Consider the following 20,124-nt stretch of genomic DNA (forward strand, 5'->3'; position numbering starts at 1 on the left):
ACTCCGGGGATCTCAGGCGGTTTTGCGAACCATGCCGAGCGCATGGTGCGAGAGGATGTTCAGTTCGGTCAGGATCGGGTGGCGCAGCAGGATGACCCCTCCGAGCCAGCCGACGAAGGCAAGGCCCGCGCAGGCCAGCGCCTGCCACATGCCGAAGGCCAGCCCCGCGCCCGAGGCCACGATCAGCGCCACGGGGCCGAGGAACGTGCAAGCAAGCACGGCGCCGCTGTGAAGCGCGACCCGCCCGAACTCGCCCCAGGTGAACCCCAGGTGGCGGCGGACGGCACGGAGCGACACGAAGGCGTAGAAGGGGATGGCGACGAACTGGCTCAGCGCCAGCGCCGTCAGACCGAGGAAGCTGGCGCTGCCGAGGATCAGCATCCCCGCGCCGCGGCCGGTGAGGCTGGCGGCCAGCGCGCTGCGATTTGCGCCGAGGGCGAAGAGCGTCGGCTGGGTCACGATGATCGGAAACCAGAAGACCGAGGCCATCGCGAGGATCCGCACGATCGGCGTCACCGCCTCCCAGCCTGCGCCGAGCGCACCGCGGACCAGCGGGCCCGCGATCAGCGCGACAAACGCGACGGCGGGGCAGAAGAGGACCGAAATGTAGCTCTGCGCCTGCAGGTAGGCCGACTTGGCGTCCCCCCCTGCCCGTATCCGCGCCGCAAGCGCCGGGAAGGTGAAGGAGAAGACCGCCGACATCATCAGCCGGTCGGGGATCCCGCAGAGCAGGTTCGCGCGGTTGTAATAGCCGACGGCGGCGACGGGCATCACGCGGCCAAGGATGAGCTGGGGCATCGCCTCGTAGATCCGGTCGATGATCGTGGTGGTTCCCTTGACCCCGCCGAAGGACAGCACGTTGCGCCATCCGGCGAAGCTCATCCCCGCCGTCACGATATCGGGGCGGAGCGCAACGGCGCAGGCGGCCCGGACCAGGGCCCCGGCCATCTGGCCCCAGGCGATGCTCATGAAGCTCATCCCCATCGAGGCGCAGAGGATGGTGACCGCGGCGGTCACGGCGGCGGAGGCGATGTTGACCCGGGCGAGAAGGGCAAAGGCGATCTCGCGCCGCAGCAGCGCCTGGAACGGCGTCGTCAGGGTCTCGAAGAGCGCGGCAAGGCACATCACCTCGAGAAAGGCGCCGAGGCCGGGCTGGTCATAGCCTTGCGCAACCCAGCCCGAGGCGATCCAGAGCACCGCGGCGACCGCAAGATTGACGACACCCGCAAGCGTGACCGCCGTGCCGACATCCGCGCGCGTGAGCGTCCTTTGCTGGATGAGGAACTCGGAGCTGACGAACTCCTTGGCGGTGAAGACGATCGTGCCGATGCCGACGCCGATGGCCGAGATGCCGATCTCCTCGGGGGTCAGCAGCCGCGCCACGACGAAGACGCTCACGAACCCGAGGATCGCCACGATGAACTGTTCGACACTGGCAAAGGCGAAGGCACGACGCATGCAGGGATCCATCCTGTTCGGGCGGCTGGCGGCCTCGGGACAGGACGCCGCCGAAGTCGCCCCTCATGGCAGGAGGCTAGCAGCGGGTCGTGACGGGCCTCCTCAACCTTTTGGCGAAATGGCGTAGTCAATTGGGGGGTATTTCAACGCGCCGGCCTTTCGGCGGGCGGCGCGGCATCGCCGCGCTTTCCCGGGTGTCCGGCGGCCCCGGGGCGGGTCGCCCTTCGTCTGAAAGGCGTAGGTGGCGGCATTTTTTGGGGGTGTTTGCCGGGGCGAGGAACCGGTCGAGAGTGGGGGCAATGCGACGGCTCGCCGGCGCGTGAACCGCCGTTCTTGCAGGGAGATACTGTTGATGCGCGTTCTGGTGACTGGCAACCGTGGATATATCGGCACGGTGATGACGCCGATCCTCGCCCGGGCAGGGCACGAGGTGACGGGATATGACGTCGATCTCTACCGGCGCTGCAGCTACGCCGCCGGCGGCCCCGTGCCCGACGTGCCGACGATCGAGAAGGACGTGCGCGACGTGGAGCCCGCGGACCTCGCGGGCTTCGACGCGGTGATCCACCTCGCCGCGCTGTCCAACGATCCGCTCGGCAACCTGAACGAGCAGGTCACGCTCGACATCAACCACCTCGGCAGCGTCCGCATGGCGCGGGCGGCCAAGGCCGCCGGCGTGCGGCGGTTCCTCTTCGCCTCGTCCTGCAGCAACTACGGCCGCTCCGGCGACGCGATGATCGACGAGACCGGCGAGCTGAACCCGGTGACCGCCTACGGCCGGTCCAAGGTTCTGGCCGAGCGCGACATCGCGCAGCTGGCCGATGACGGTTTCTGCCCCACCTTCCTGCGCCCGGCCACGGCCTACGGCGTCTCGCCGCGGCTGCGGTTCGACATCGTGCTCAACAACCTCGTCGCCTGGGCCGCGACCGAGGGCGTGATCCTCCTCAAGTCGGACGGCAGCCCGCTGCGCCCGATCGTCCACATCGAGGATATCTCGCGCGCCTTTCTCGCGGCGCTCGATGCGCCCGTCGACAAGGTCTGGCGCGAGGCGTTCAACATCGGCTCGACCGGGCACAACTACCGCATCCGCGACATTGCCGAGATCGTCGCCGACGTGGTTCCCGATTGCCGGCTCGACTTCGCCTCGGACGCGGGGCCGGACACGCGGTCCTACCGCGTCGATTTCGGCAAGCTCGCCCGGACGCTGCCCGAGGCGATCCCGCAATGGGATGCCCGCCGCGGCGCCGAACAGCTCCTCGCCGCCTACCGCATGACCCCGCTCTCGGTGGCGGAGTTCGAAGGCCCGCGCTATCAGCGCATCGGCCATATCCGAAGCCTGATGGAAGCCGGCATCCTCGGCGGTGACCTGCGCGCGCAGGGCGGAATCCACCAGCTCGCCGCGAGCGCCTGAGATGGACGACGCGCGGGGCGGGAGCGACGCCTGGCCCGTCCCGGCCGATCCCGGAACGCTCGGCCCGCGGATCCATGCGCGGGCCGCCGAACTCTATCCCGTCTGCCGCAGCATCGCCGGACCGGGGCTGCGCCAGACGCTCGACATCATCGGCCGGGAGATCGCGCTCGACCGCGTCGAGACACCGAGCGGCTCCGCGGCCCATGACTGGACGGTGCCCCGCGAATGGACGCTCCGCTCTGCATGGATTCGCGATCCGTCGGGCCAATGCGTGCTCGATGCCGCGGACAACAACCTGCACGTCCTCAACTACAGCATTCCCTTTCATGGCAGACTGCCGCTCGAGGAACTGAAGGCGCATGTCTTCACCCTGCCGGACCAGCCCGAGCTGATCCCCTACCGCACCTCCTACTACCAGCCGCGCTGGGGGTTCTGCATGCGCCACGCGGATTTCGAGCGCCTGCCGGAGGGAGAGTACGAGGCCTGCATCGAGGCCAGCCATGGCGACGGCGCGATGAGCCATGGCGAACACCTCATCCGCGGGCGCAGCGACCGCGAGGTCGTGCTGAGCGCCCATATCTGCCACCCCTCGCTCGCCAACGACAACTGCTCGGGCATCGCCGTGCTGGTCGAGCTTGCAAGGACACTCGCAGGGCGCGACCTGAGGCACAGCTACCGCTTCCTCTTTGCCCCCGGGACGATCGGCGCACTGGCCTGGCTGTCGCGGAACCAGCAAGGCGTGGGGCGGATAGATCACGGCCTGATCGTATCCTGCCTCGGCGATGGCGGCGGTCCCACCTACAAGCGCAGCCGGCGCGGCAATGCGCCGATCGACCGGGCCATGGCGTATGTCCTTGCTGCGCAGGGACCAAGCGCGCGCTGCGTGGAGTTCACCCCCGACGGCTACGACGAGCGGCAATATTGCTCACCCGGCTACGACCTGCCGTTCGGCTCCTTCCAGCGCAGCGCGCCCGGAAGCTTCCCCGAGTACCATACCTCTGCCGACAACCTCGACTTCATCCGCCCCGAGCATCTTGCCGCGTCGCATGACATGATCCTGCAGGCGATCGAGATCCTCGAGGAGGACCACTGCCCGCTGAACCTCTGCCCGATGGGCGAGCCGCAGCTCGGGCGGCGCAATCTCTACGGCACGATCGGCGGCGCGGGCCAGTCGTCGGAGATCGACGCGATCCGCTGGGTGCTCAACCTCGCCGACGGCCGTCATTCGCTGCTCGACATGGCCGAGCGGTCGGGCCTGCGCTTCCGCGACCTTGCGCGGGCCGCGCGCAGGCTTCACGCGGCGGACCTGCTGAGCGCGCCGCCGCGCTAGCCTCCGGCACCGCGACTGCGCCGCTGGTCGGGATGAGGCCCCACGGCCCCCGGCACGAGCCCTTCGGGAGCGGCATCGGCCAGGTCCCGCAAGCCGGGCCAGAGAAGGTCCTTTTCGCTCATCACCGTGGCCGGTTCCGGCCAGGCAATGGCGATCTCGGGGTCGTCATGGGCAACCCCTGCCGCGGCGGCGGGCGCATGGAAGTTCGAGATCAGGTATTGCGTCACCGCGTTGTCGGTCAGCGCCTGGAAGCCATGGGCGAACCCGGCGGGAATGTGGAAGCGCCGGCCGGTCTCGGGCGAGAGTTCCGCCGCCCGCCACTGCCCGAAGCTGGGCGACCCGTGCCGCAGATCGACGGCGACGTCCCAGATCCGCCCGCCGACGCAGGAGACCAGCTTGGTCTCGTCATGGGGTGCCCGCTGGAAATGCAGGCCGCGCCGGGTGCCGCGCCGGAGCGACAGCGACTGGCTGTGCTGGACGAAGCGCGTCTCGAGCCCGTGCGCGGCGAACTCCCTTTCGCAGAAGATCCGCGCAAAGGAGCCGCGCTCGTCGCGCGCCTCCTCGGGCTCGATCAGCCACAGCCCCTCCAGTCCCGTCTCGATGAAACGCATGCACCCTCGCAATGATCATCCGGCAGATGCCCAATTGATCGCATTCCCGGCGCCGAAACGCCTAGGCCGCAGCTGGGATAGGGGTCGGCCGATCGGCGGAGTCATCGGATGAGCGAAGGGTCCACCGCTCAACCGATAATCCATCTTGACCTACACCTTATGGTCAGGTGCGCCACCTCTGTTGGTGGAGTCCAATGCGCCTTGCTCTCTGGGTAAGTTGAACTAGGGTCCGGAATTTTGCCGGATCGGCCGTTATCAGTCGCCGACGGTGCAAGAGGGTATTATGACCATTCATTCAGTTCACGACCTACACGAAGATACCATTTCTGTCGATCCGGCCCCGTGCCGGCTGTGCGGATCGCCGCTCAATCACATGATGATCGACCTCGGCATGTCCCCCCCGTGCGAAAGTTTCCTGCTGCCGGAATTGGTCGATTCCGCCGAAACCTTCTACCCGCTCCGGGTCATGGTCTGCGATCAGTGCTGGCTGGTGCAACTGCGGGAATACGTGGATCCGCGCGAGATCTTCACCGAATACGCCTATTTCTCCTCCTATTCGACGAGCTGGGTCGATCATGCCCGGCGCTATGCCGAGATGGCGGTCGCGCGGTTCGGCCTTGGCGGCGAAAGCCTTGTGGTCGAGCTGGCCAGCAATGACGGCTATCTCCTGCAGCATTTCGCGCCCTTCAATATCCCGGTGCTCGGGGTCGAGCCCGCCGCCAATGTCGCCGAGGCTGCCGAGGCGCGCGGCGTTCCCACCCTGGTCGAATTCTTCGGCGCCGAAATGGCAACCCGCATGGTTTCCGAGGGCCGCGCCGCCGATCTGATCGTCGGCAACAACGTCCTTGCACAGGTTCCAGACCTCAATGATTTCGTCGCGGGCATTGCGATTCTGCTGAAGCCCGAGGGCGTCGCGACGCTGGAATTCCCGCATGTCGGCCGCCTCCTGGCCGAGAACCAGTTCGACACGATCTACCACGAGCACTATTCCTATTTCTCGCTCCTGACGATCGAGAAGATGGCCGCCCGGCACGGGCTCCGGGTCATCGACGTCGAGGAGCTGCCGACCCATGGCGGTTCTCTGCGGGTGTTCCTTGCCCGCGACGGGTCGGACCGCGACACGTCGGACGCCGTCACGGCGCTGCGCGATCGCGAGCTCGCTGAGGGCCTCGACCGGGTCGAGACCTACACCGCATTCGACGAGCGGGCGCGGCGTACCAAGCGGGAATTGCTGTCCTTTCTCATCGCCGCGAAGGACGAGGGCAAGACGATCTGCGGCTACGGCGCGCCCGGCAAGGGCAACACGCTGCTGAACTACTGCGGGATCGGACGCGACTTTCTCGACTTCACCGTCGACCGCAACCCCTACAAGCACGGCCGCTACACGCCCGGAATGCACATCCCCATCCGGCCCGTCGATGCCATCATGGCGGCAAGGCCGGACTACATCCTGATCCTGCCCTGGAACCTGCGTGACGAGATCGTCGCCCAGCTCAGCAGGACCGCGGATTGGGGTCCGAAGATCGTCGTTCCCATTCCGCACGTCGAAATCCTGGAGACGCGAGGTGACTCGAAATGAAGGTGGTTCTTTTCTGCGGCGGACTCGGCACCCGGATCCGGGAATATGGCGAGAACACCCCGAAGCCGATGATCCCGGTCGGGCATCAGCCGATCATCCGGCACGTGATGCAATACTATTCCGATTTCGGTCACAATGACTTCGTTCTCTGCCTCGGTTACAAGGCCAATGTCATCAAGGATTTCTTCCTCGACTCCCGACCCCAGACCTTTTCCGACTGCATCGTCACCGGCGCGGGGCAAACCGTCGAGGTGCTCGGCAAGCCGGCGGCCGATTGGCGCATCGCGCTGATCGATACGGGGATCTGGCGCAACATCGGGGAACGACTCTGGGCGGTACGCGAGCACGTGCGCGGCGAGGAGCTCTTTCTGGCCAATTACAGCGACGGGCTTTGCGACGTCGATCTCGATGACATGATCCAGCGCTTCAGGGACAGCGGCAAGATCGCCTGCTTCCTCGCCGTCCGGCCTCCCCTCACCTATCACCTGGTGGATGCCGACGAGTCCGGCCTCGTGCAGGAATTCCGCTCTTCCAACGCGTCGGATATCTGGATCAACGGCGGCTATTTCATCTTCCGCTCCGAGATTTTCGACTACATGCGCGAAGGCGAGGAACTGGTGCTGGCACCCTTCGCGCGGCTCATCGAGGAACAGCAGCTGCTGGCCTACAAGTACGAGGGATTCTGGCGCTCGATGGACACGCTCCGGGACTGGCAATCGCTGCAGGACATGGTGGAGCGCGGCGAAACCCCGTGGCTCTCGAGATCCCGTGGCAAAGAAGCGGCGCCGAAACACGTGATCATGACATGACGCCAATTGCGTTGTCCGAACGCAGCGAGAAACTCGACCTTCTCTGCATCGGCGCCCATTCGGACGATATCGAAATCGGTGCAGGTGGATTTATTCTCAGCCTCCTGCAATCCGGATTTCCGGTGAACGTGCAGTGGTGCGTATTGAGCGCCAGCGGCCCGCGCGCGGAGGAAGCCCGGCAATCGGCCGAGGCATTCCTTTGCGGGGCCGCCTCGATCCAGATTGAGATCGGTGATTTCGCCGACACGCAATTCCCCAGCCAGATTCCCGCAATACGGGAATGGCTTTCCAGAATTCGCGAGAAAGCTGTCCCCGACGTCGTCCTCGTGCACCGCGCCGACGATGCCCACCAGGATCACCGCACGCTCAACCAGCTGGCCTGGAACATGTTCCGCGACCAGACGATCCTCGAGTACGAAATTCCCAAGTGGGACGGGGACCTGGGGCGCCCGAACGCCTATGTCGCGCTGACCGAGGCGGTGCTCGAACGCAAGCTCGAACTGCTGCAGACGCATTTCGCGAGCCAGCGGTCGAAGGACTGGTTCGACACCGATACCTTCCGCGGCCTGGCACGGCTCCGCGGCATGGAATGCCGCGCCCCCGAACGTTTCGCGGAAGCCTTTACCACCACCAAGGTCCGGCTCCTGTAATAGGCGCGCTTATAGGTACATCAGAAGGATATTAATCTTTCGCCATGACAGGACTGTTATCAGGTGACATGAAGGGCATCCAACTCTCCTTTTAGGCGACTTTATGAAAAAAATGTGTCCACATAACTCTTTATGTTACCCCGGTTTTAGACTATTCTATCTAAATCGTCGTTTTGGCGAATTTCGGATAAAAAGTGTTAAAACTGCCCCCCGGGCCCGAGTTTTTTTATTGACGCATTCTGTCTAGGCTTTTGTGCACGTTGGAAGGTGCTGGGATGTCCTCTAGAAGCGATTCGAACTTTCATGTTTCAACGACCAAGAAAATTAGTGCCGTGCCCGTGTCCCGCCTTCGCGATCACGATCTTCGCGAGACCTCCAGGGCCGATGCAGGCTGGTCCATCGAGCTCATAGACTCCCGTGTTCTCGATCGCGAGTGCTTCGAATTGTCGCTGCGCTCGGCTCAACCCAATATCGACGTCACGTCCTTCTCGTCCGTCGACGAGTGGAGCCGGGCACCCCGCCCCGCCTCCGATGCCGCTGCGATCATCTTCAACATCGGCAGCCTGCGCGCCTCGAATCCCAAGACGCGGGATGCGCTGACCACGCTTGTCGAACTCGCCGCCCCGACCCCCGTCCTGGTCCTCGCAACTTCCGAGGACCTCGCCGACATGCTCGACGCGCTCGACTGCGGCGCGCGGGGCTACGTCCCCTCGAGCGTCGGGGTCGCGGTCATGACCGGGGCCACGCGCCTCGCCATCGCCGGGGGCGTCTTCCTTCCGGCGCTGAGCGTCATGTCGATGCGCGAGAAGCTCAAGGACGCGCAGAACGACTTCGTCTGCGTGAGCGACATCTTCACAAGCCGGCAGGCCGCCGTCGCCGATGCGCTGCGGCGCGGCAAGGCGAACAAGCTCATCGCCTATGAACTCAACATGTGCGAGAGCACGGTGAAGGTGCACATCCGGACCATCATGAAGAAGCTGCAGGCCCGGAACCGCACCGAGGCCGCCTACCAGCTCAACCAGCTGTTTCCGCCCGATCAGGCGTGAGCCGATCCGTGCCGCCCGCGGCACGGCGTCCATAGTGCGTGCATTTCAAAGCATGAGTTTCGTTCGATGATAGTGTCTTCAGACCGAACCGACGACGCAGGTGTGCTGGAAGCGCTGGCATTTCTGTGGCGGTGGAAATTCAACATCGTCCTTCCCGTGATCCTGGGAACCGCCTTTGCCTTCTTCGCATTCGAGACGACGCCGACGCAGTTCTCGTCCCAGACCGTCCTGGTGATGGACGTCCGCAGGCAGCAGGTGCTGCCCGGAGAGTCGGTCGTGACGCCGCTCTCGCCCGAGAACCGCATGATCAAGACCGAGCTCGACATCATCGCGTCGAGGAACACCGCCGAGGCGGCGGCGGCGATCCTCGCCGAGCGGAACGTGGCGATCCTTCCCGTGCGCCCGGATCGCCATCCCCTGCTGAACTTCGTGGGCAAGCTGACGCAGCTGGTCGGACCCGCGGTCGCGGATGCCCTCGACGGCGCCGCGGCCGCAAGTCCGGGCGGAGCCGACGCCTCGTCCGGGGGAGACATCGACGACCTGCTTGCCGGCCTGCAGGTCTCCAACTCCGCGGGCACGCACACGATCTTCATCAGCTACGATTCCACCGATCCCACCTACTCCGCAGAAGCGGCAAACGCCTTTGCGGAGGCCTATCTCGCCCAGCAGATCGCCATCTACGACAGCGCGGCCGAACGGGCCGGCGACTGGCTGAAGCCCCGGGTCGAGGGGCTGCGCGACCGGCTGGAGGTGGCCGAGCGCAGCCTGCAGCGCCACCGGCGCGAGGCCGGGCTCGGGCCCGAGGGTGAAATGACCATGGCGACGCAGCGGCTGGTCGCCCTCAACACCGAACTCGTGACCGTGCGCGCGCAGGTGGCCGAGGCCCAGGCAAGGCTCGACAGCGCGACCGACGGGACCGACGACAGCGACTCGGACGCGCAATCGCCGCTGCTCAGTTCCCTGCTGGAAACCCGCGCGGGGCTCGAACGTGACCGCTCGCGGATGGTCGAACAGGGCGCGCTCAAGAACAAGGAGCTGGCCGCCATCGAGCTCGACCTCGCCTCGGTCGAGCGGCAGATGGAGGCCGAGCGCGCGCGGCTCGCAAGGCAGCTCGCCAACGAGGTGGCGATCTCGGGGCTCAAGGAAAAGACCATCCTCAAGGAGATCGAGGAGACCCGGTCGGCGATTGCCGCGAACCAGGGCGCGGTGATCGAAGCGGCGCAGCTCGAGCGCGAGGTCGAGGCGACGAGCACGCTCTACGAAAGCTTCCTGACCCGCTACAAGGAGGCGATCGAACAGCACGGCATCGCGACCGCCGACGCCCGCATCATCTCGCGCGCCGAGGTCGGCCGGCCGGAAGGTCATGGCCGCCTCGCCAAGTGGCTGATGTCCGGCTTCGCGGTGGGCGGCGTCATCGGCGGAAGCTGGGCGCTCACCCGCGGTGCCTTCGCGGCGCAGCTGACCACCCCGGGCGCCGTCGAGAGCGGCACGAAGGCCTCGGTGATCGGCTTCGTGCCGCCCTTCGCCCCCCGCGCCCTGCGCCGCGCCCTGCGCTCCCCGCTCGACGATAGCTCGGCGTGGAGCCGCGCCATGGCGCAGATCTGCACCAACGCAAGGCTCGCGCTCTGCGACAAGACCCCCTCGGTCGTGGCCGTGACCTCGCTCGAAGAAGGAGACGGCAAGACCAGCGTCGCCATCGGCCTCGCTCAGGCCTGCGCCGCCACCGGCGCGCGGGTGCTGCTCGTCGATGGCGTGCCGAATTGCCCGCCGCGCATCGCGGACAGGCTCGGGCTTCCTGCGATGGAGACGTCCGAGACGACCGACCCGGACGGCCTGCTCGACTCCGCCGCCTGCCAGCGCACCGGGTGGCACGGCGACCTTCTGACGATGGCCACCGCCGGCACGCCGATCGCGGTCGCCTTCGGTCCCGAGCGGCTGAAACCGTTCCTCGACGCGGCGCGCAGGCGGTACGACGTGATCGTGCTCGACACGCCGCCGATGTCCGGCTCGCCCGCCGCGATCACCCTTGCCGCCGCCGCCAACTGCGTGATCCACGTGGTGCGCTGGCAGCATTCGCATTTCACCGAGACCCGGGATGCGCTCGGCCAGCTCGACAGCGTGCTGCGCGGCCGTCCCCAGGGCGTCGTCTTCAACGGTCTCGCGCGGGGCACCTGCCACCTGCGGATGACGCCGGACCTCGATCCCGAAAGCCGGAGCGCCTGACATGGCTGGTTTCATATCGACTGCCAAACAGGCCCGGGCCGCCGCCGTCGCCCTGCTCCTGATTATGCTCACCGCCGCCTGTCCGGCACTGGCTCAGCAGGCCGAACCCTACCGCGTGACCACGGGGGATCGCCTCTCGGTCTCGGTCTACGGCAACCCCGACCAGTCCGGCGAGCTGCGGCTGGATGCCGACGGCGCGATCGTTCACCCGCTCGCCGGGACCGTGCCCGCTCTCGGCCGCACGCTCGAGGAGATCCGCGGCGACCTCTCGGCGCGGCTCGCCGAATTCCTGCCGAACCCCACGGTGACCATCGGCATCGCCGCCTATTCCCCGGTCTTCGTGCTGGGCGACGTGCAATCCCCCGGCGAGTACGACTACCGCCCCGGGCTCAGCGTGCTGCAGCTCATCGCGCTTGCCGGCGGCGTGCCGCGCGACCCGCTCGGCCTCACCGGCGGGTTCCTGAGCATCCTCGACGCCAAGCGCGATGCCGAGATGCAGTCGCTCGCCATCTTCGCCGCGGAAGTGACCATCGCGCGCCTGCAGAGCGAGCTGTCCGACGAGTCCTTCGTGACGACCGGCATCACGCCCCCGCCGCTCATCTCCCGGTCCGACGAGAACCGGATCATCGACGACGAGCACCAGCTCTACGCCCTGCGCAAGGAAAAGCGCGCCGCCCAGGACCGCGGATTCGAGGCGCAGATCCAGAGCTACGACACCGAGATCGAGACGCTCGAGAAGAGCATCGTGCTGCACAACGACGAGCTTGCGCTGATGGAGGAGGATATCAGTGCGACCCAGCAGCTGGTCGAGCGCAGCCTCGCGACGCCGACACGGCTGCGCGAGGTGCAGCGCGAGAAATCCGCGAAACTCCGCGACGCGCTGGAGCTGCAGATGTACCTGTCGCGGGCCCGCCAGGGAAAGGTGGCAACGACCCGCGAACGCACCGACGCCGGCACGGAATTCCGCACCGCGGTCGGTGAATCGCTGAAGGCCGCGCGGGCGGATCTCGTGCAGGCGCAGCTGCGGCTGCGGACGATCGAGGAAACCCTTGCGAACCTGCGCTCGAGCCGCGAGCTGGCGGCGGACGGCGGCGCCGAGTCCGACCTGGTGCTGACGGTGATGCGCGCCTCCGGAGACGAACTGCAGGAACTTCCGATCACCGCGAACGCGCGGCTCGCTCCCGGCGATATCCTCCGGGTGACGCGCCCCGCCTTCGCCGCGGGCGCCACGAACTAGCCCCGGCGGCCCGACCGTTCGACTACCGCATGGCCGATGGGAGGAGGCGATCCTCGTCCCAATGGCCATCCGCCGACACGCGCGATCCGTGCCATCTCATGGCGGCGGCGACATCGCACCCGGCGAGGGTCGGTGCCGCGGCCGCGCGGACGCGCTGCACCAGCCTTTGGGAACCCCAGGATGAAATTGATTTTCGTGAACCGTTTCTTCTATCCCGACGAGTCCGCCACCAGCCGCATGGTCTCGAGCCTCGCCATCGCGCTGGCCGGCGAGGGGGTCAGGGTGACGGCGCTCTGCGGCACCCGACCCGACGATGCCGCGCAGAAGCCGGGCAGGGAAAGCCTTCGCGGCGTCGAGATCGTGCGGCTCGCCACCTCGAAGCACACGGGCGGTCTCGTGCGGCGCGCCATCGGCGATCTGGGCTTCCACCTTTCCGCATCCTTCTGGCTGCTTCGCAACCTGCGGCGCGGGGACTGCTGCGTCATCTGCACCGACCCGCCCATGCTCAGCGTCAGCGCGGCCCCCGCCATCGCCCTGCGGCGCGCCACCATGGTGAACTGGGTCTTCGACCTTTTCCCCGAGGTCGCCATGGAACTCGGCGTGATCCCCCGCTCGGGGATGGTGGCGCAGCTCTCGGTCTTCCTGCGCGACCTGTCCCTGCGCGCCTCGTCCCTCATCGTCTGCCCGACCGAGGCCATGGCCCGGCGGCTGGCAAGGCGCGGCCATGGCAGTGACCGGCTCGCGGTGATCCGGCTCTGGTCCGACGGCAGCGAGATCGTCCCGGTCGCGCGGGGCGACAACGTGCTGCGCCGCGACTGGGGATACGGCGACGAGCTGGTGATCGGCCATTCCGGCAATTTCGGCATGGCCCATGATTTCACGACACTTCTCGGCGCTGCGGAAAGGTTGCGCGACACGCCGGACGTCCGCTTCCTGCTGATCGGCAACGGCGTGAAACGCGCTGAGGCCGAGGCCTTCGTCCGCGACCGGGGGCTGACCAACGTCACCTTCGAGCACCTGCAACCGCCTGAACAGCTCAGCCAGAGCATGTCGGTCGCCGACGCCCATGTCGTGTCGCTCAACCCCGCTCTCGAAAGCTGCATCGTCCCCAGCAAGTTCTACGGCGTGCTCGCCGCGGGTCGTCCCACGCTTTTTGTCGGCGATCCCCAGGGCGAGGTCGCCCGCACCGCCGCGACCGCCGACTGCGGCGTGCAGGTCGACATCGGCGACGTCGACGGGCTCGTCCGGCAGTTCCTGCGGCTCCGCGACGATCCCGAACGGCGCATGGCGATGGGCCGGCGGGCGCGCAACCTCTTCCTGTCGGACTACACGCTCCAGCGCGGCATCACCGAATGGCGGACCGCGCTCGGCGGTCTGCCGCACGCTTCCGGGCGGAACGCGCGCCATGACATTCCCCGCGAGATCACCATGACAGAGGCAAGCGAGGCCGAGAAATGACCGCAGACGTGATCGTATGCCACCTTGGGGCGCGGCGGCACTATGCCGAGGCGCGCATGCTGGCCGCGCACCAGCGGCTTTCCCGGTTCTGCACCGACATCTGCGCGACGACCGGATGGACATCGCCGCTTGCGCGGCTGCCGGGCCGGCTCGCCCCCGCCGCGCTGCGCCGGCTCGCCGGTCGCGTGCCGCAGGGCGTTCCCCCCGGCCGGATCGTGACCTTTCCGCTCTTCGGCCTGCACTCGGCCTTTGTCCGATTGGCGGGGCGCGACGGGACCGATGTCACGCGCCACGCGATCTGGGCGGGCCAGCGCTTCTCTCGCCTCGTCGCGGGACGGGGCTTCGAGGGCGCGCGGGGGCTCTACACGATCTCCGGCGAGGGGCTGGAAATGATCGAGGCCGCCAAGGCCGCCGGGCTCTGGGTCGCCGTCGACCAGATCAACGCCCCGCACGAGATGCTGGAGCGTCTCGTCGCCGGCGAGCGGCGCCGCTTTCCCGACTGGGAGGCGCAGGGGACGACCTCGGCCGAGGTGGCCCGCGCCTTCGCCGATCGCGAGAAGGCCGAATGGGCGCTCTGCGACGTCATCGTCTGCCCCTCGGAATTCGTGCGCCAGGGGATCGCCGCGGTGGGCGGTCCGGTCGAGAAATGCGTCGTCGTTCCAAGCGGCTTCGACGCCGCGCCTTTGACAGGGGATCGCACCCGCGCGCCCGGGCCGCTCCGCGTGCTGACCGCCGGGGCAGTCGGGCTCCGCAAGGGCACGCCCTACGTGCTCGAGGCCGCAGAACGCCTGAAGGGCCGCGCCGAGTTCCGCATCGCGGGACCTATCGGCATCGCCGCCGAACCGCTCGACCGGCTGCGCGCGGCGGTGGATGTACTCGGCATCGTGCCGCGCGCCGGGATGGCCGCGCAATACGCCTGGGCCGACGTGTTCCTGCTGCCGTCGGTCTGCGAGGGCTCTGCCATGGTGGTCTACGAGGCGCTGGCCGCGGGCCTTCCCGTGGTTGTCACCCCCAATGCCGGCAGCGTCGCGAGGGACTGCGAGGACGGGTTCATCGTGCCGCTCGGCGATACCGACGCCATCGTCGCGCGGCTGGGCCAGCTGGCGGGGGATGAGGCGCTCCGGCGCACCATGTCGGAGGCCGCCCGCCGGACCGCCGCCGACCACAGCGTCGCGCGCTACGGCGAGCGGCTGCTCGCCGCCCTGCCCTCGCCACCTGCGGAAAGGGTGCGATAAGATGCGGATATTGCACGTCATCGCCGACATCGATCCGGCCCATGGCGGCCCGCAGAGCGGTGTCATCCGCCTCGCCGCCGCGCAGGCCGCGCAGGGTGCCGAGGTTGTCGTCGCGAGCTATTCGCCCGCCGAGGTCGCCACCGCGGCCGCGGCCGATGTCCCGAACGCCTCGCGGGTGGCCTTCGCCGCGCTGCGCCCCGAGTCCGGGTCCGGCCGTTTCACCGCATCGGCGGCCGCGGCCGACCTGCGGCCGCTGATCGGCGAGGCCGATTTCCTGCACCTGCACGGGGTGTGGGAGCCGGTCCTGCTGCGCGCGGCCAGGCTGGCGAACCGCGCGAACGTCGCCCATTGCATCACCCTGCACGGAATGCTCGACCCATGGAGCCTCTCGCAGAAGCGGCTGAAGAAGGTGATCGCCCTGCGGCTCGGCTTCCGGCGTATGCTGAACCGCACGGATTTCATCCATACGCTGAACGACGATGAGCGCAGCCTCATTGCCCCGCTGGGACTGACCGCGGACACCTGCACGATCCCGAACGGCATCTCTCTGGCCGAGGTCGACGGTCTGGCGATCCGCGGCGGTTTCCGCGCGCGTTTCCCCGCGCTTGGCGATGCGCCCTACATCCTTTTCCTGTCGCGGCTCCACCCCAAGAAGGGGCTCGATATCCTCGCCCAGGCCTTCGCCCTGCTGCTGGCGCGGCGCGGCGATGTCCACCTCGTGGTCGCGGGCCCGGACGCGGGCGCGGAGGCCGAGCTGCGCGCGGCCATCGACCGGACCGGGATCGGCGCCTCGACCCACATCACCGGCCCGCTCTACGGCGCCGCCAAGTTCGAGGCGCTTGCCGATGCCGCCTGTTTCTGCCTGCCGAGCCGCCAGGAGGGGTTCAGCATCGCGATCACCGAGGCGCTGGCCTCGGCGACGCCGGTGGTCATCTCCGACCAGTGCCACTTCCCCGAGGTCGCGGCGATCGGCGCGGGGCATGTGGTCCCGCTTTCGCCGGATGCGGTCTGCGACGGGCTGGACGAGCTGCTGTCCGACCCGGAGCGCGCCGCGGAAATGGGCCGGAACGGCCGACGCCTGGTGGAAGAGCGCCTGACCTGGGACAGCATCGCCCGCCAGACCCTGCGCGCCTACGGCTCCTACCTGCGGCGGCCGGGAAGCGCGCCGACAGCCGTACTCAGCGCGCGCCGAAGATATCGTCGGCGGTGAAGGCCGCCCTCGTCCGAAGCGCGACGGCCGGGTTTCCCGCATAGACCGTCCAGGGATCGAGATGCCTCATCGCCACGCCGCGCGCGCCAAGCACCGCGCCGGTGCCGATGACCACGTCCGGCCCGACGAAGGCCTCGGCGGCCACCCAGGCGTCGTCTCCCACGACGATCCCGCCCGGGCGCAGCGGAAAATCCGGCCGGTCGATGTTGTGCCCGGCGGCGCAGAGAAACACGCCCTGCGACACGTTCGCCCGCGCGCCGAGCGTGATCGGCGCGACGTTGTAGCAGGTCGCCTTCGGCCCCAGCGAGCTGTCGGGCCCCATCTCGAGGTGGGCGGGCCACCAGATGCGGGCGCTCGACCGGACCCGCGCCGTGGGATGCAGGCGCGCCCCGAAGGCCCTCAGCAGCAGGCGGCGGACCGGCATCCAGCCCGGCGGCGTCCAGCGCGCGCACAGGAGCCAGGCGACCGACCACAGCAGGCGCATCGCCCTGTGCCGCGCCGGAAATGTCGGCGCGCCGAGGATCGGCAACCGGCCCGTTCCCTTCGATCCGTTCGCTGAGGAAGCGGTCATCTCATGCTCCTGTGGATGTCTGCGGGGCACGCGTCACCAGCGCATAGGCAAAGGCGGGCGTGCAGAAGGCCAGCATGTGGATCCATCCCGAAAGGACCCAGTCGGTCTGGTGCGAGAAGGCGTGCATCGCGGGCACGACGCTCAGCATGTAGACGAACTGGCCCATCGTGTCGCCGCGCCGTGCCGACGCCCAGATCACCCCGAGCACGTAGGCCAGCAACATGAATTTCAGCGCGCCGAAGTACCAGAAGGATTGGAAGGCATCGGGCATTCCGGTCATGGTCGTGCCGGTGGCGGGCTCGAACCCGCGCGGCGCGGCGGGCGTGGGGATCATCAGCCCCGCCTTGACGTCCCAGCCGACGAACCTTGCGGGGAGGTAGTTCCAGACCAGCGTGTTCCAGTGGCTGGCGCCGTAGTCGAACAGCGACGTGGCATCGGTGTTGTCGATCAGGATCATCGCGTTCTGCATCTCGTACCCGCCTTCCTCGAAGGTTCCGGTCAGGTTGCCGAGAAAGTCGATGTCCGCGACCTCTTCGAAGACGAGCCCGGAGTTGGCGCGCGTGACATCGCGGTATTGCCCCATGCTCGTGCTGCCGATCATCGCCAGCACCAGACCCGCGACCAGCAGGGGCCGCGGCAGGATCCAGCCGCGCTGGAACCAGAAGGACAGCGCGAAGATCATCGCGAGCTCCGCCGTTTCCGCCCGCTTGCCCGTGACGATGATCCGCTCGAGATAGAAGAGGCAGTCGAAGACGATCAGGATCAGCATGGCCCGGCTCGGACGGTGGGCATAGCACAGGCAGGCGATCGCCAGTCCATAGGTCATCAGCCGGGCAAAGAAGAGGTACATGACGGGCGCGCCGGAGATCAGCACGCCCACGATCATCTCGCCGGGCAGCTGGCTGAGCTTGTAGTAGAAGAACGCCCCCACCAGCGAGAACACCGTGGCGATCTCCATCAGCCGCCTTTCGGACATGTCCCCGCGCAGAAGGCCCATGGGCCGCGCCGCCAGCCGCCAGCCGATCAGCGCGCAGATCGCACAGAGGAGCGTCATGAAGGTGGTCTTGACGTAGGACCTTCCCGGCAGGAAGGGCGCGTCGAGCAGGCTGACGAGCTGCGGCAGGACGAAGCTGCACAGGATCAGCCCGACGAAGAACGGAAACTCGAGCACGCGCCGGGTGTCGATCATCGCGCGGACGACCAGCCCGACGGACAGGACCGCAAGACTTGCCAGCAGGACCTCTTTCATGGCTGACCGGCGGCGCTCATGTCGACTGGCCCTTCTGGAGCCGCCGGAGTTCGACGGCCTTGACCTCGATCATCAGTTCGTAGCTGGCCAGCATCCGGCAATAGGTGTAACCGGCCCAGCCGTCGAGGAACCCGCCGCGCAGGACGTACATGTAGAGAAAGCGCTGCGTCGGGCGGAACGGCAGGCGCGCGGCCAGGGCCTTGAGCGCATAGCGCCGGTCAGCCGTGTCGGACGAGAACAGGTCCCGCCACTGGATCGGCGTCGGCTCGTCGGTCACCGTCGCCAGCGTCGCCTCGTTCGAGGAATAGCGGTTGTGCTTGTCGTACCAGGCTGCCAGTCCCTTGTTGAAGCTGTGGTGGTCGTAATGGGACTGGAGCCGCCCGACCGGGCCCTCGCCAAGGCAGCGCGGATGGATCAGCCGTTCGTAGTGCACCCGGTCCGGCCGCATGAAACGCGGTGTCCACGTGGGATAGAGACTGCTCCGCCGGATCCAGCGCCCCATGAAGATGTTGCGGTAGCGCACCATGAACAGGACCTCCTGCCGGGCGGGATCGCGGGCGATGGCCAGCATCTCGTCGCGCAGCTCCGGCGTGCAGATCTCATCGGCATCGGGCGTGTAGACCCAAGGGTGGACGTAGTCGATTTCCTTCAGGCTGAAATTGCGCTGATGCGGCTCGCAGTCGAACGCCCGCTGGAAGACGCGCGCGCCGGCGGCGCGCGCGATCTCGACCGTGCGGTCGGTGCTGAACGAGTCGAGGACCACGATGTCGTCGCACCACTCCAGCGCCTTCAGGCAGGCCGGAAGGTTTTCTTCCTCGTTCAGGGTCAGGATAACAGCCGACACACTCATCAGTGGACCACCCTTATTGCTTCAGGTTGTTTTGCAGTGCCCTCCACGCTTCCCTTGAAGGGGGCCACGTCGGGCGGCAGGGGCGAATTGGCGGGCACCTCGATGCGGATGCCCTTGGTCGCGACCAGCACCAGCGCCGTATGGGCCACCACCAGCGGAACCAGCCCGATCATCATCACCGAGGCCCGCACCCCCACCACCATGCCGAAGAAGCCGACCCCGCCACAGACGAAGGCGATCGCGGAAATGACCAGGGTCACGCGGGCGTGGGACAGGCCAAGGTCGAGCAGCAGGTGGTGCAGGTGCCAGCGATCCGCCGAGAACGGGCTGCGCCCCGCGGCGAAGCGCCGGACGATCAGGCTCAGCGTGTCGATGACGGGAACCGCCACCAGCCACAGCAGTGCGGGCAGCGTCGGGCCGCCCTCCGTGCCGCTCAGCCCGAGGATCAGGTAGGCCAGCGCCGCACCGAGCGCCGTGCTCCCGGCATCGCCGAGGAACACGCAGGCCCGCGACCGCCAGGCCGTGCGCAGGTTGAAGACGAGGAATCCGGCCGTTGCCGCCATGACGATCTGCGCGTCGCCCGCGATGCCCTCCGCGCCGAACCTCGAGGCGATCAGGACGAGCCAGAACAGCGCCGACATGCTGACGCCGCCGGCAAGCCCGTCGAGACCGTCCATCATGTTGATGCTGTTGAGCAGGAGCAGCGCAAAGCCGAAGCCGATCACCAGGCCGGCGGTCGGCATGATGTCCCCCGGCAGCCGGGCCATGTCGCCGAAGGCCACGACGGGGATCTCGTGCGTGACGAAGAGCAGCAGCGCCGCCATGCCATAGCCGATCAGGCGGCCGGTGGCGGGCAGCCCGCGCAGGTCGTCGGCGGCGCCGATGCAGGCGGCGCCCAGCACCCAGAGGCAGACGACCAGCGAGGCCGCCAGCGCCCCGAACAGCGCCGCGACCGCGATGGCCAGCAGGATGGCGATGCCGCCGCAGGTCGGGGTGGTCTGCTCGTGCCGCTTGCGCCCGGCGGGCACGTCGACAAAGCCGAGGCGCACCGCCAGTGGCTGGAAGAAGTGGATCAGGACAACGGAAACCAGAAATACATTCAATAAAATTGTCGGCTGGATGCTCATAAAATGCGACCCCATCTAGACCAATTAGGATGCAGTCAAATTTCGAAACGGGGCGCGCAGAGCCCCTGCC

Annotated in this window: 16 protein-coding genes and 1 pseudogene; 11 read left to right on the forward strand and 6 right to left on the reverse strand. The window is 67.6% G+C overall.

Annotated features, from left to right (window positions below):
• Positions 1-12: 12 nt before the first annotated feature.
• Positions 13-1,458 carry an oligosaccharide flippase family protein gene (locus tag PVT71_RS27590; RefSeq protein ID WP_353476554.1) on the reverse strand — a complete coding sequence of 482 codons (1,446 nt, stop codon included), beginning with the start codon at positions 1,456-1,458 and terminating at the stop codon, positions 13-15.
• Between the two features lie 346 nt (positions 1,459-1,804).
• Between PVT71_RS27590 and PVT71_RS27595 the strand changes: the two genes are divergently transcribed.
• Together PVT71_RS27595 and PVT71_RS27600 are read left to right on the forward strand one after the other, a co-directional pair.
• Positions 1,805-2,869, forward strand: coding sequence for an NAD(P)-dependent oxidoreductase (locus PVT71_RS27595; protein WP_353476706.1), 1,065 nt, complete (start codon positions 1,805-1,807; stop codon positions 2,867-2,869).
• 1 nt (position 2,870) lies between these two features.
• The gene (locus tag PVT71_RS27600; protein ID WP_353476555.1) at positions 2,871-4,199 is read left to right on the forward strand and encodes a DUF4910 domain-containing protein; all 1,329 of its coding nucleotides are present in this window, start codon (positions 2,871-2,873) and stop codon (positions 4,197-4,199) included.
• Positions 4,200-4,288: 89 nt separating this feature from the next.
• On the opposite strand, the pseudogene rfbC reads toward PVT71_RS27600, so the two are convergent.
• Positions 4,289-4,810: pseudogene (gene rfbC / locus PVT71_RS27605) on the reverse strand (dTDP-4-dehydrorhamnose 3,5-epimerase); the annotation flags it as partial.
• 283 nt (positions 4,811-5,093) lie between these two features.
• On the opposite strand from rfbC, the gene PVT71_RS27610 reads away from it, so the two are divergent.
• The 9 genes from PVT71_RS27610 to PVT71_RS27650 all read left to right on the forward strand — a co-directional run bounded on the left by PVT71_RS27610 (position 5,094) and on the right by PVT71_RS27650 (position 16,257).
• Positions 5,094-6,389, forward strand: coding sequence for a class I SAM-dependent methyltransferase (locus tag PVT71_RS27610; protein WP_353476556.1), 1,296 nt, complete (start codon positions 5,094-5,096; stop codon positions 6,387-6,389).
• The gene (locus PVT71_RS27615) at positions 6,386-7,198 is read left to right on the forward strand and encodes a sugar phosphate nucleotidyltransferase (RefSeq protein WP_353476557.1); all 813 of its coding nucleotides are present in this window, start codon (positions 6,386-6,388) and stop codon (positions 7,196-7,198) included. The genes PVT71_RS27610 and PVT71_RS27615 overlap by 4 nt, the downstream gene beginning before the upstream one ends.
• Complete coding sequence (locus PVT71_RS27620; RefSeq protein WP_353476707.1) at positions 7,195-7,848, forward strand: PIG-L deacetylase family protein; 654 nt, start codon at positions 7,195-7,197, stop codon at positions 7,846-7,848. The genes PVT71_RS27615 and PVT71_RS27620 overlap by 4 nt, the downstream gene beginning before the upstream one ends.
• A 332-nt stretch (positions 7,849-8,180) precedes the next feature.
• On the forward strand, positions 8,181-8,894 hold the full coding sequence (locus PVT71_RS27625; protein ID WP_353476558.1) for a response regulator transcription factor: 714 nt from the start codon (positions 8,181-8,183) through the stop codon (positions 8,892-8,894).
• A 156-nt stretch (positions 8,895-9,050) separates the two neighbouring features.
• Positions 9,051-11,117 carry an exopolysaccharide transport family protein gene (locus PVT71_RS27630; RefSeq protein WP_353476559.1) on the forward strand — a complete coding sequence of 689 codons (2,067 nt, stop codon included), beginning with the start codon at positions 9,051-9,053 and terminating at the stop codon, positions 11,115-11,117.
• 1 nt (position 11,118) lies between these two features.
• A complete protein-coding gene (locus PVT71_RS27635; RefSeq protein ID WP_353476560.1) occupies positions 11,119-12,354 on the forward strand; it encodes a polysaccharide biosynthesis/export family protein in 1,236 nt (411 codons plus the stop codon).
• A gap of 180 nt (positions 12,355-12,534) precedes the next feature.
• A complete protein-coding gene (locus PVT71_RS27640) occupies positions 12,535-13,812 on the forward strand; it encodes a glycosyltransferase family 4 protein (protein WP_353476561.1) in 1,278 nt (425 codons plus the stop codon).
• A complete protein-coding gene (locus PVT71_RS27645) occupies positions 13,809-15,047 on the forward strand; it encodes a glycosyltransferase family 4 protein (RefSeq protein WP_353476562.1) in 1,239 nt (412 codons plus the stop codon). The genes PVT71_RS27640 and PVT71_RS27645 overlap by 4 nt, the downstream gene beginning before the upstream one ends.
• A gap of 1 nt (position 15,048) precedes the next feature.
• Positions 15,049-16,257 carry a glycosyltransferase gene (locus PVT71_RS27650; RefSeq protein ID WP_353476563.1) on the forward strand — a complete coding sequence of 403 codons (1,209 nt, stop codon included), beginning with the start codon at positions 15,049-15,051 and terminating at the stop codon, positions 16,255-16,257.
• Here the strand turns inward: PVT71_RS27650 and PVT71_RS27655 are convergent.
• From PVT71_RS27655 to PVT71_RS27670, 4 genes are read right to left on the reverse strand one after another with little or no spacing between them, the layout of a single operon-like run.
• A complete protein-coding gene (locus PVT71_RS27655) occupies positions 16,226-16,828 on the reverse strand; it encodes a hypothetical protein (protein WP_353476564.1) in 603 nt (200 codons plus the stop codon). The two genes, PVT71_RS27650 and PVT71_RS27655, sit on opposite strands and share 32 nt — an antisense overlap.
• 1 nt (position 16,829) lies before the next feature.
• Positions 16,830-18,077, reverse strand: a complete 1,248-nt coding sequence (locus PVT71_RS27660; RefSeq protein ID WP_353476565.1) for a hypothetical protein — start codon at positions 18,075-18,077, stop codon at positions 16,830-16,832.
• 16 nt (positions 18,078-18,093) lie between these two features.
• Positions 18,094-18,927 (reverse strand): glycosyltransferase family 2 protein, encoded by an 834-nt coding sequence (locus PVT71_RS27665; RefSeq protein ID WP_353476566.1) that lies wholly within the window; start codon positions 18,925-18,927, stop codon positions 18,094-18,096.
• Positions 18,927-20,030: an MraY family glycosyltransferase gene (locus PVT71_RS27670; RefSeq protein WP_353476567.1), complete on the reverse strand. Its 1,104-nt coding sequence runs from the start codon at positions 20,028-20,030 to the stop codon at positions 18,927-18,929. The genes PVT71_RS27665 and PVT71_RS27670 overlap by 1 nt, the downstream gene beginning before the upstream one ends.
• Between the last annotated feature and the right edge of the window lie 94 nt (positions 20,031-20,124).

The organism is Salipiger sp. H15, assembly GCF_040409955.1.
GTDB lineage: Bacteria > Pseudomonadota > Alphaproteobacteria > Rhodobacterales > Rhodobacteraceae > Salipiger.

Coding starts and splice junctions, on each gene's coding strand:
- PVT71_RS27590 (WP_353476554.1), bottom strand. CDS start 1,458: ATGCGTCGTGCCTTCGCCTTTGCCAGTGTCGAACAGTTCATCGTGGCG.
- PVT71_RS27600 (WP_353476555.1), top strand. CDS start 2,871: ATGGACGACGCGCGGGGCGGGAGCGACGCCTGGCCCGTCCCGGCCGAT.
- PVT71_RS27610 (WP_353476556.1), top strand. CDS start 5,094: ATGACCATTCATTCAGTTCACGACCTACACGAAGATACCATTTCTGTC.
- PVT71_RS27615 (WP_353476557.1), top strand. CDS start 6,386: ATGAAGGTGGTTCTTTTCTGCGGCGGACTCGGCACCCGGATCCGGGAA.
- PVT71_RS27620 (WP_353476707.1), top strand. CDS start 7,195: ATGACGCCAATTGCGTTGTCCGAACGCAGCGAGAAACTCGACCTTCTC.
- PVT71_RS27635 (WP_353476560.1), top strand. CDS start 11,119: ATGGCTGGTTTCATATCGACTGCCAAACAGGCCCGGGCCGCCGCCGTC.
- PVT71_RS27640 (WP_353476561.1), top strand. CDS start 12,535: ATGAAATTGATTTTCGTGAACCGTTTCTTCTATCCCGACGAGTCCGCC.
- PVT71_RS27645 (WP_353476562.1), top strand. CDS start 13,809: ATGACCGCAGACGTGATCGTATGCCACCTTGGGGCGCGGCGGCACTAT.
- PVT71_RS27650 (WP_353476563.1), top strand. CDS start 15,049: ATGCGGATATTGCACGTCATCGCCGACATCGATCCGGCCCATGGCGGC.
- PVT71_RS27655 (WP_353476564.1), bottom strand. CDS start 16,828: ATGACCGCTTCCTCAGCGAACGGATCGAAGGGAACGGGCCGGTTGCCG.
- PVT71_RS27660 (WP_353476565.1), bottom strand. CDS start 18,077: ATGAAAGAGGTCCTGCTGGCAAGTCTTGCGGTCCTGTCCGTCGGGCTG.
- PVT71_RS27665 (WP_353476566.1), bottom strand. CDS start 18,927: ATGAGTGTGTCGGCTGTTATCCTGACCCTGAACGAGGAAGAAAACCTT.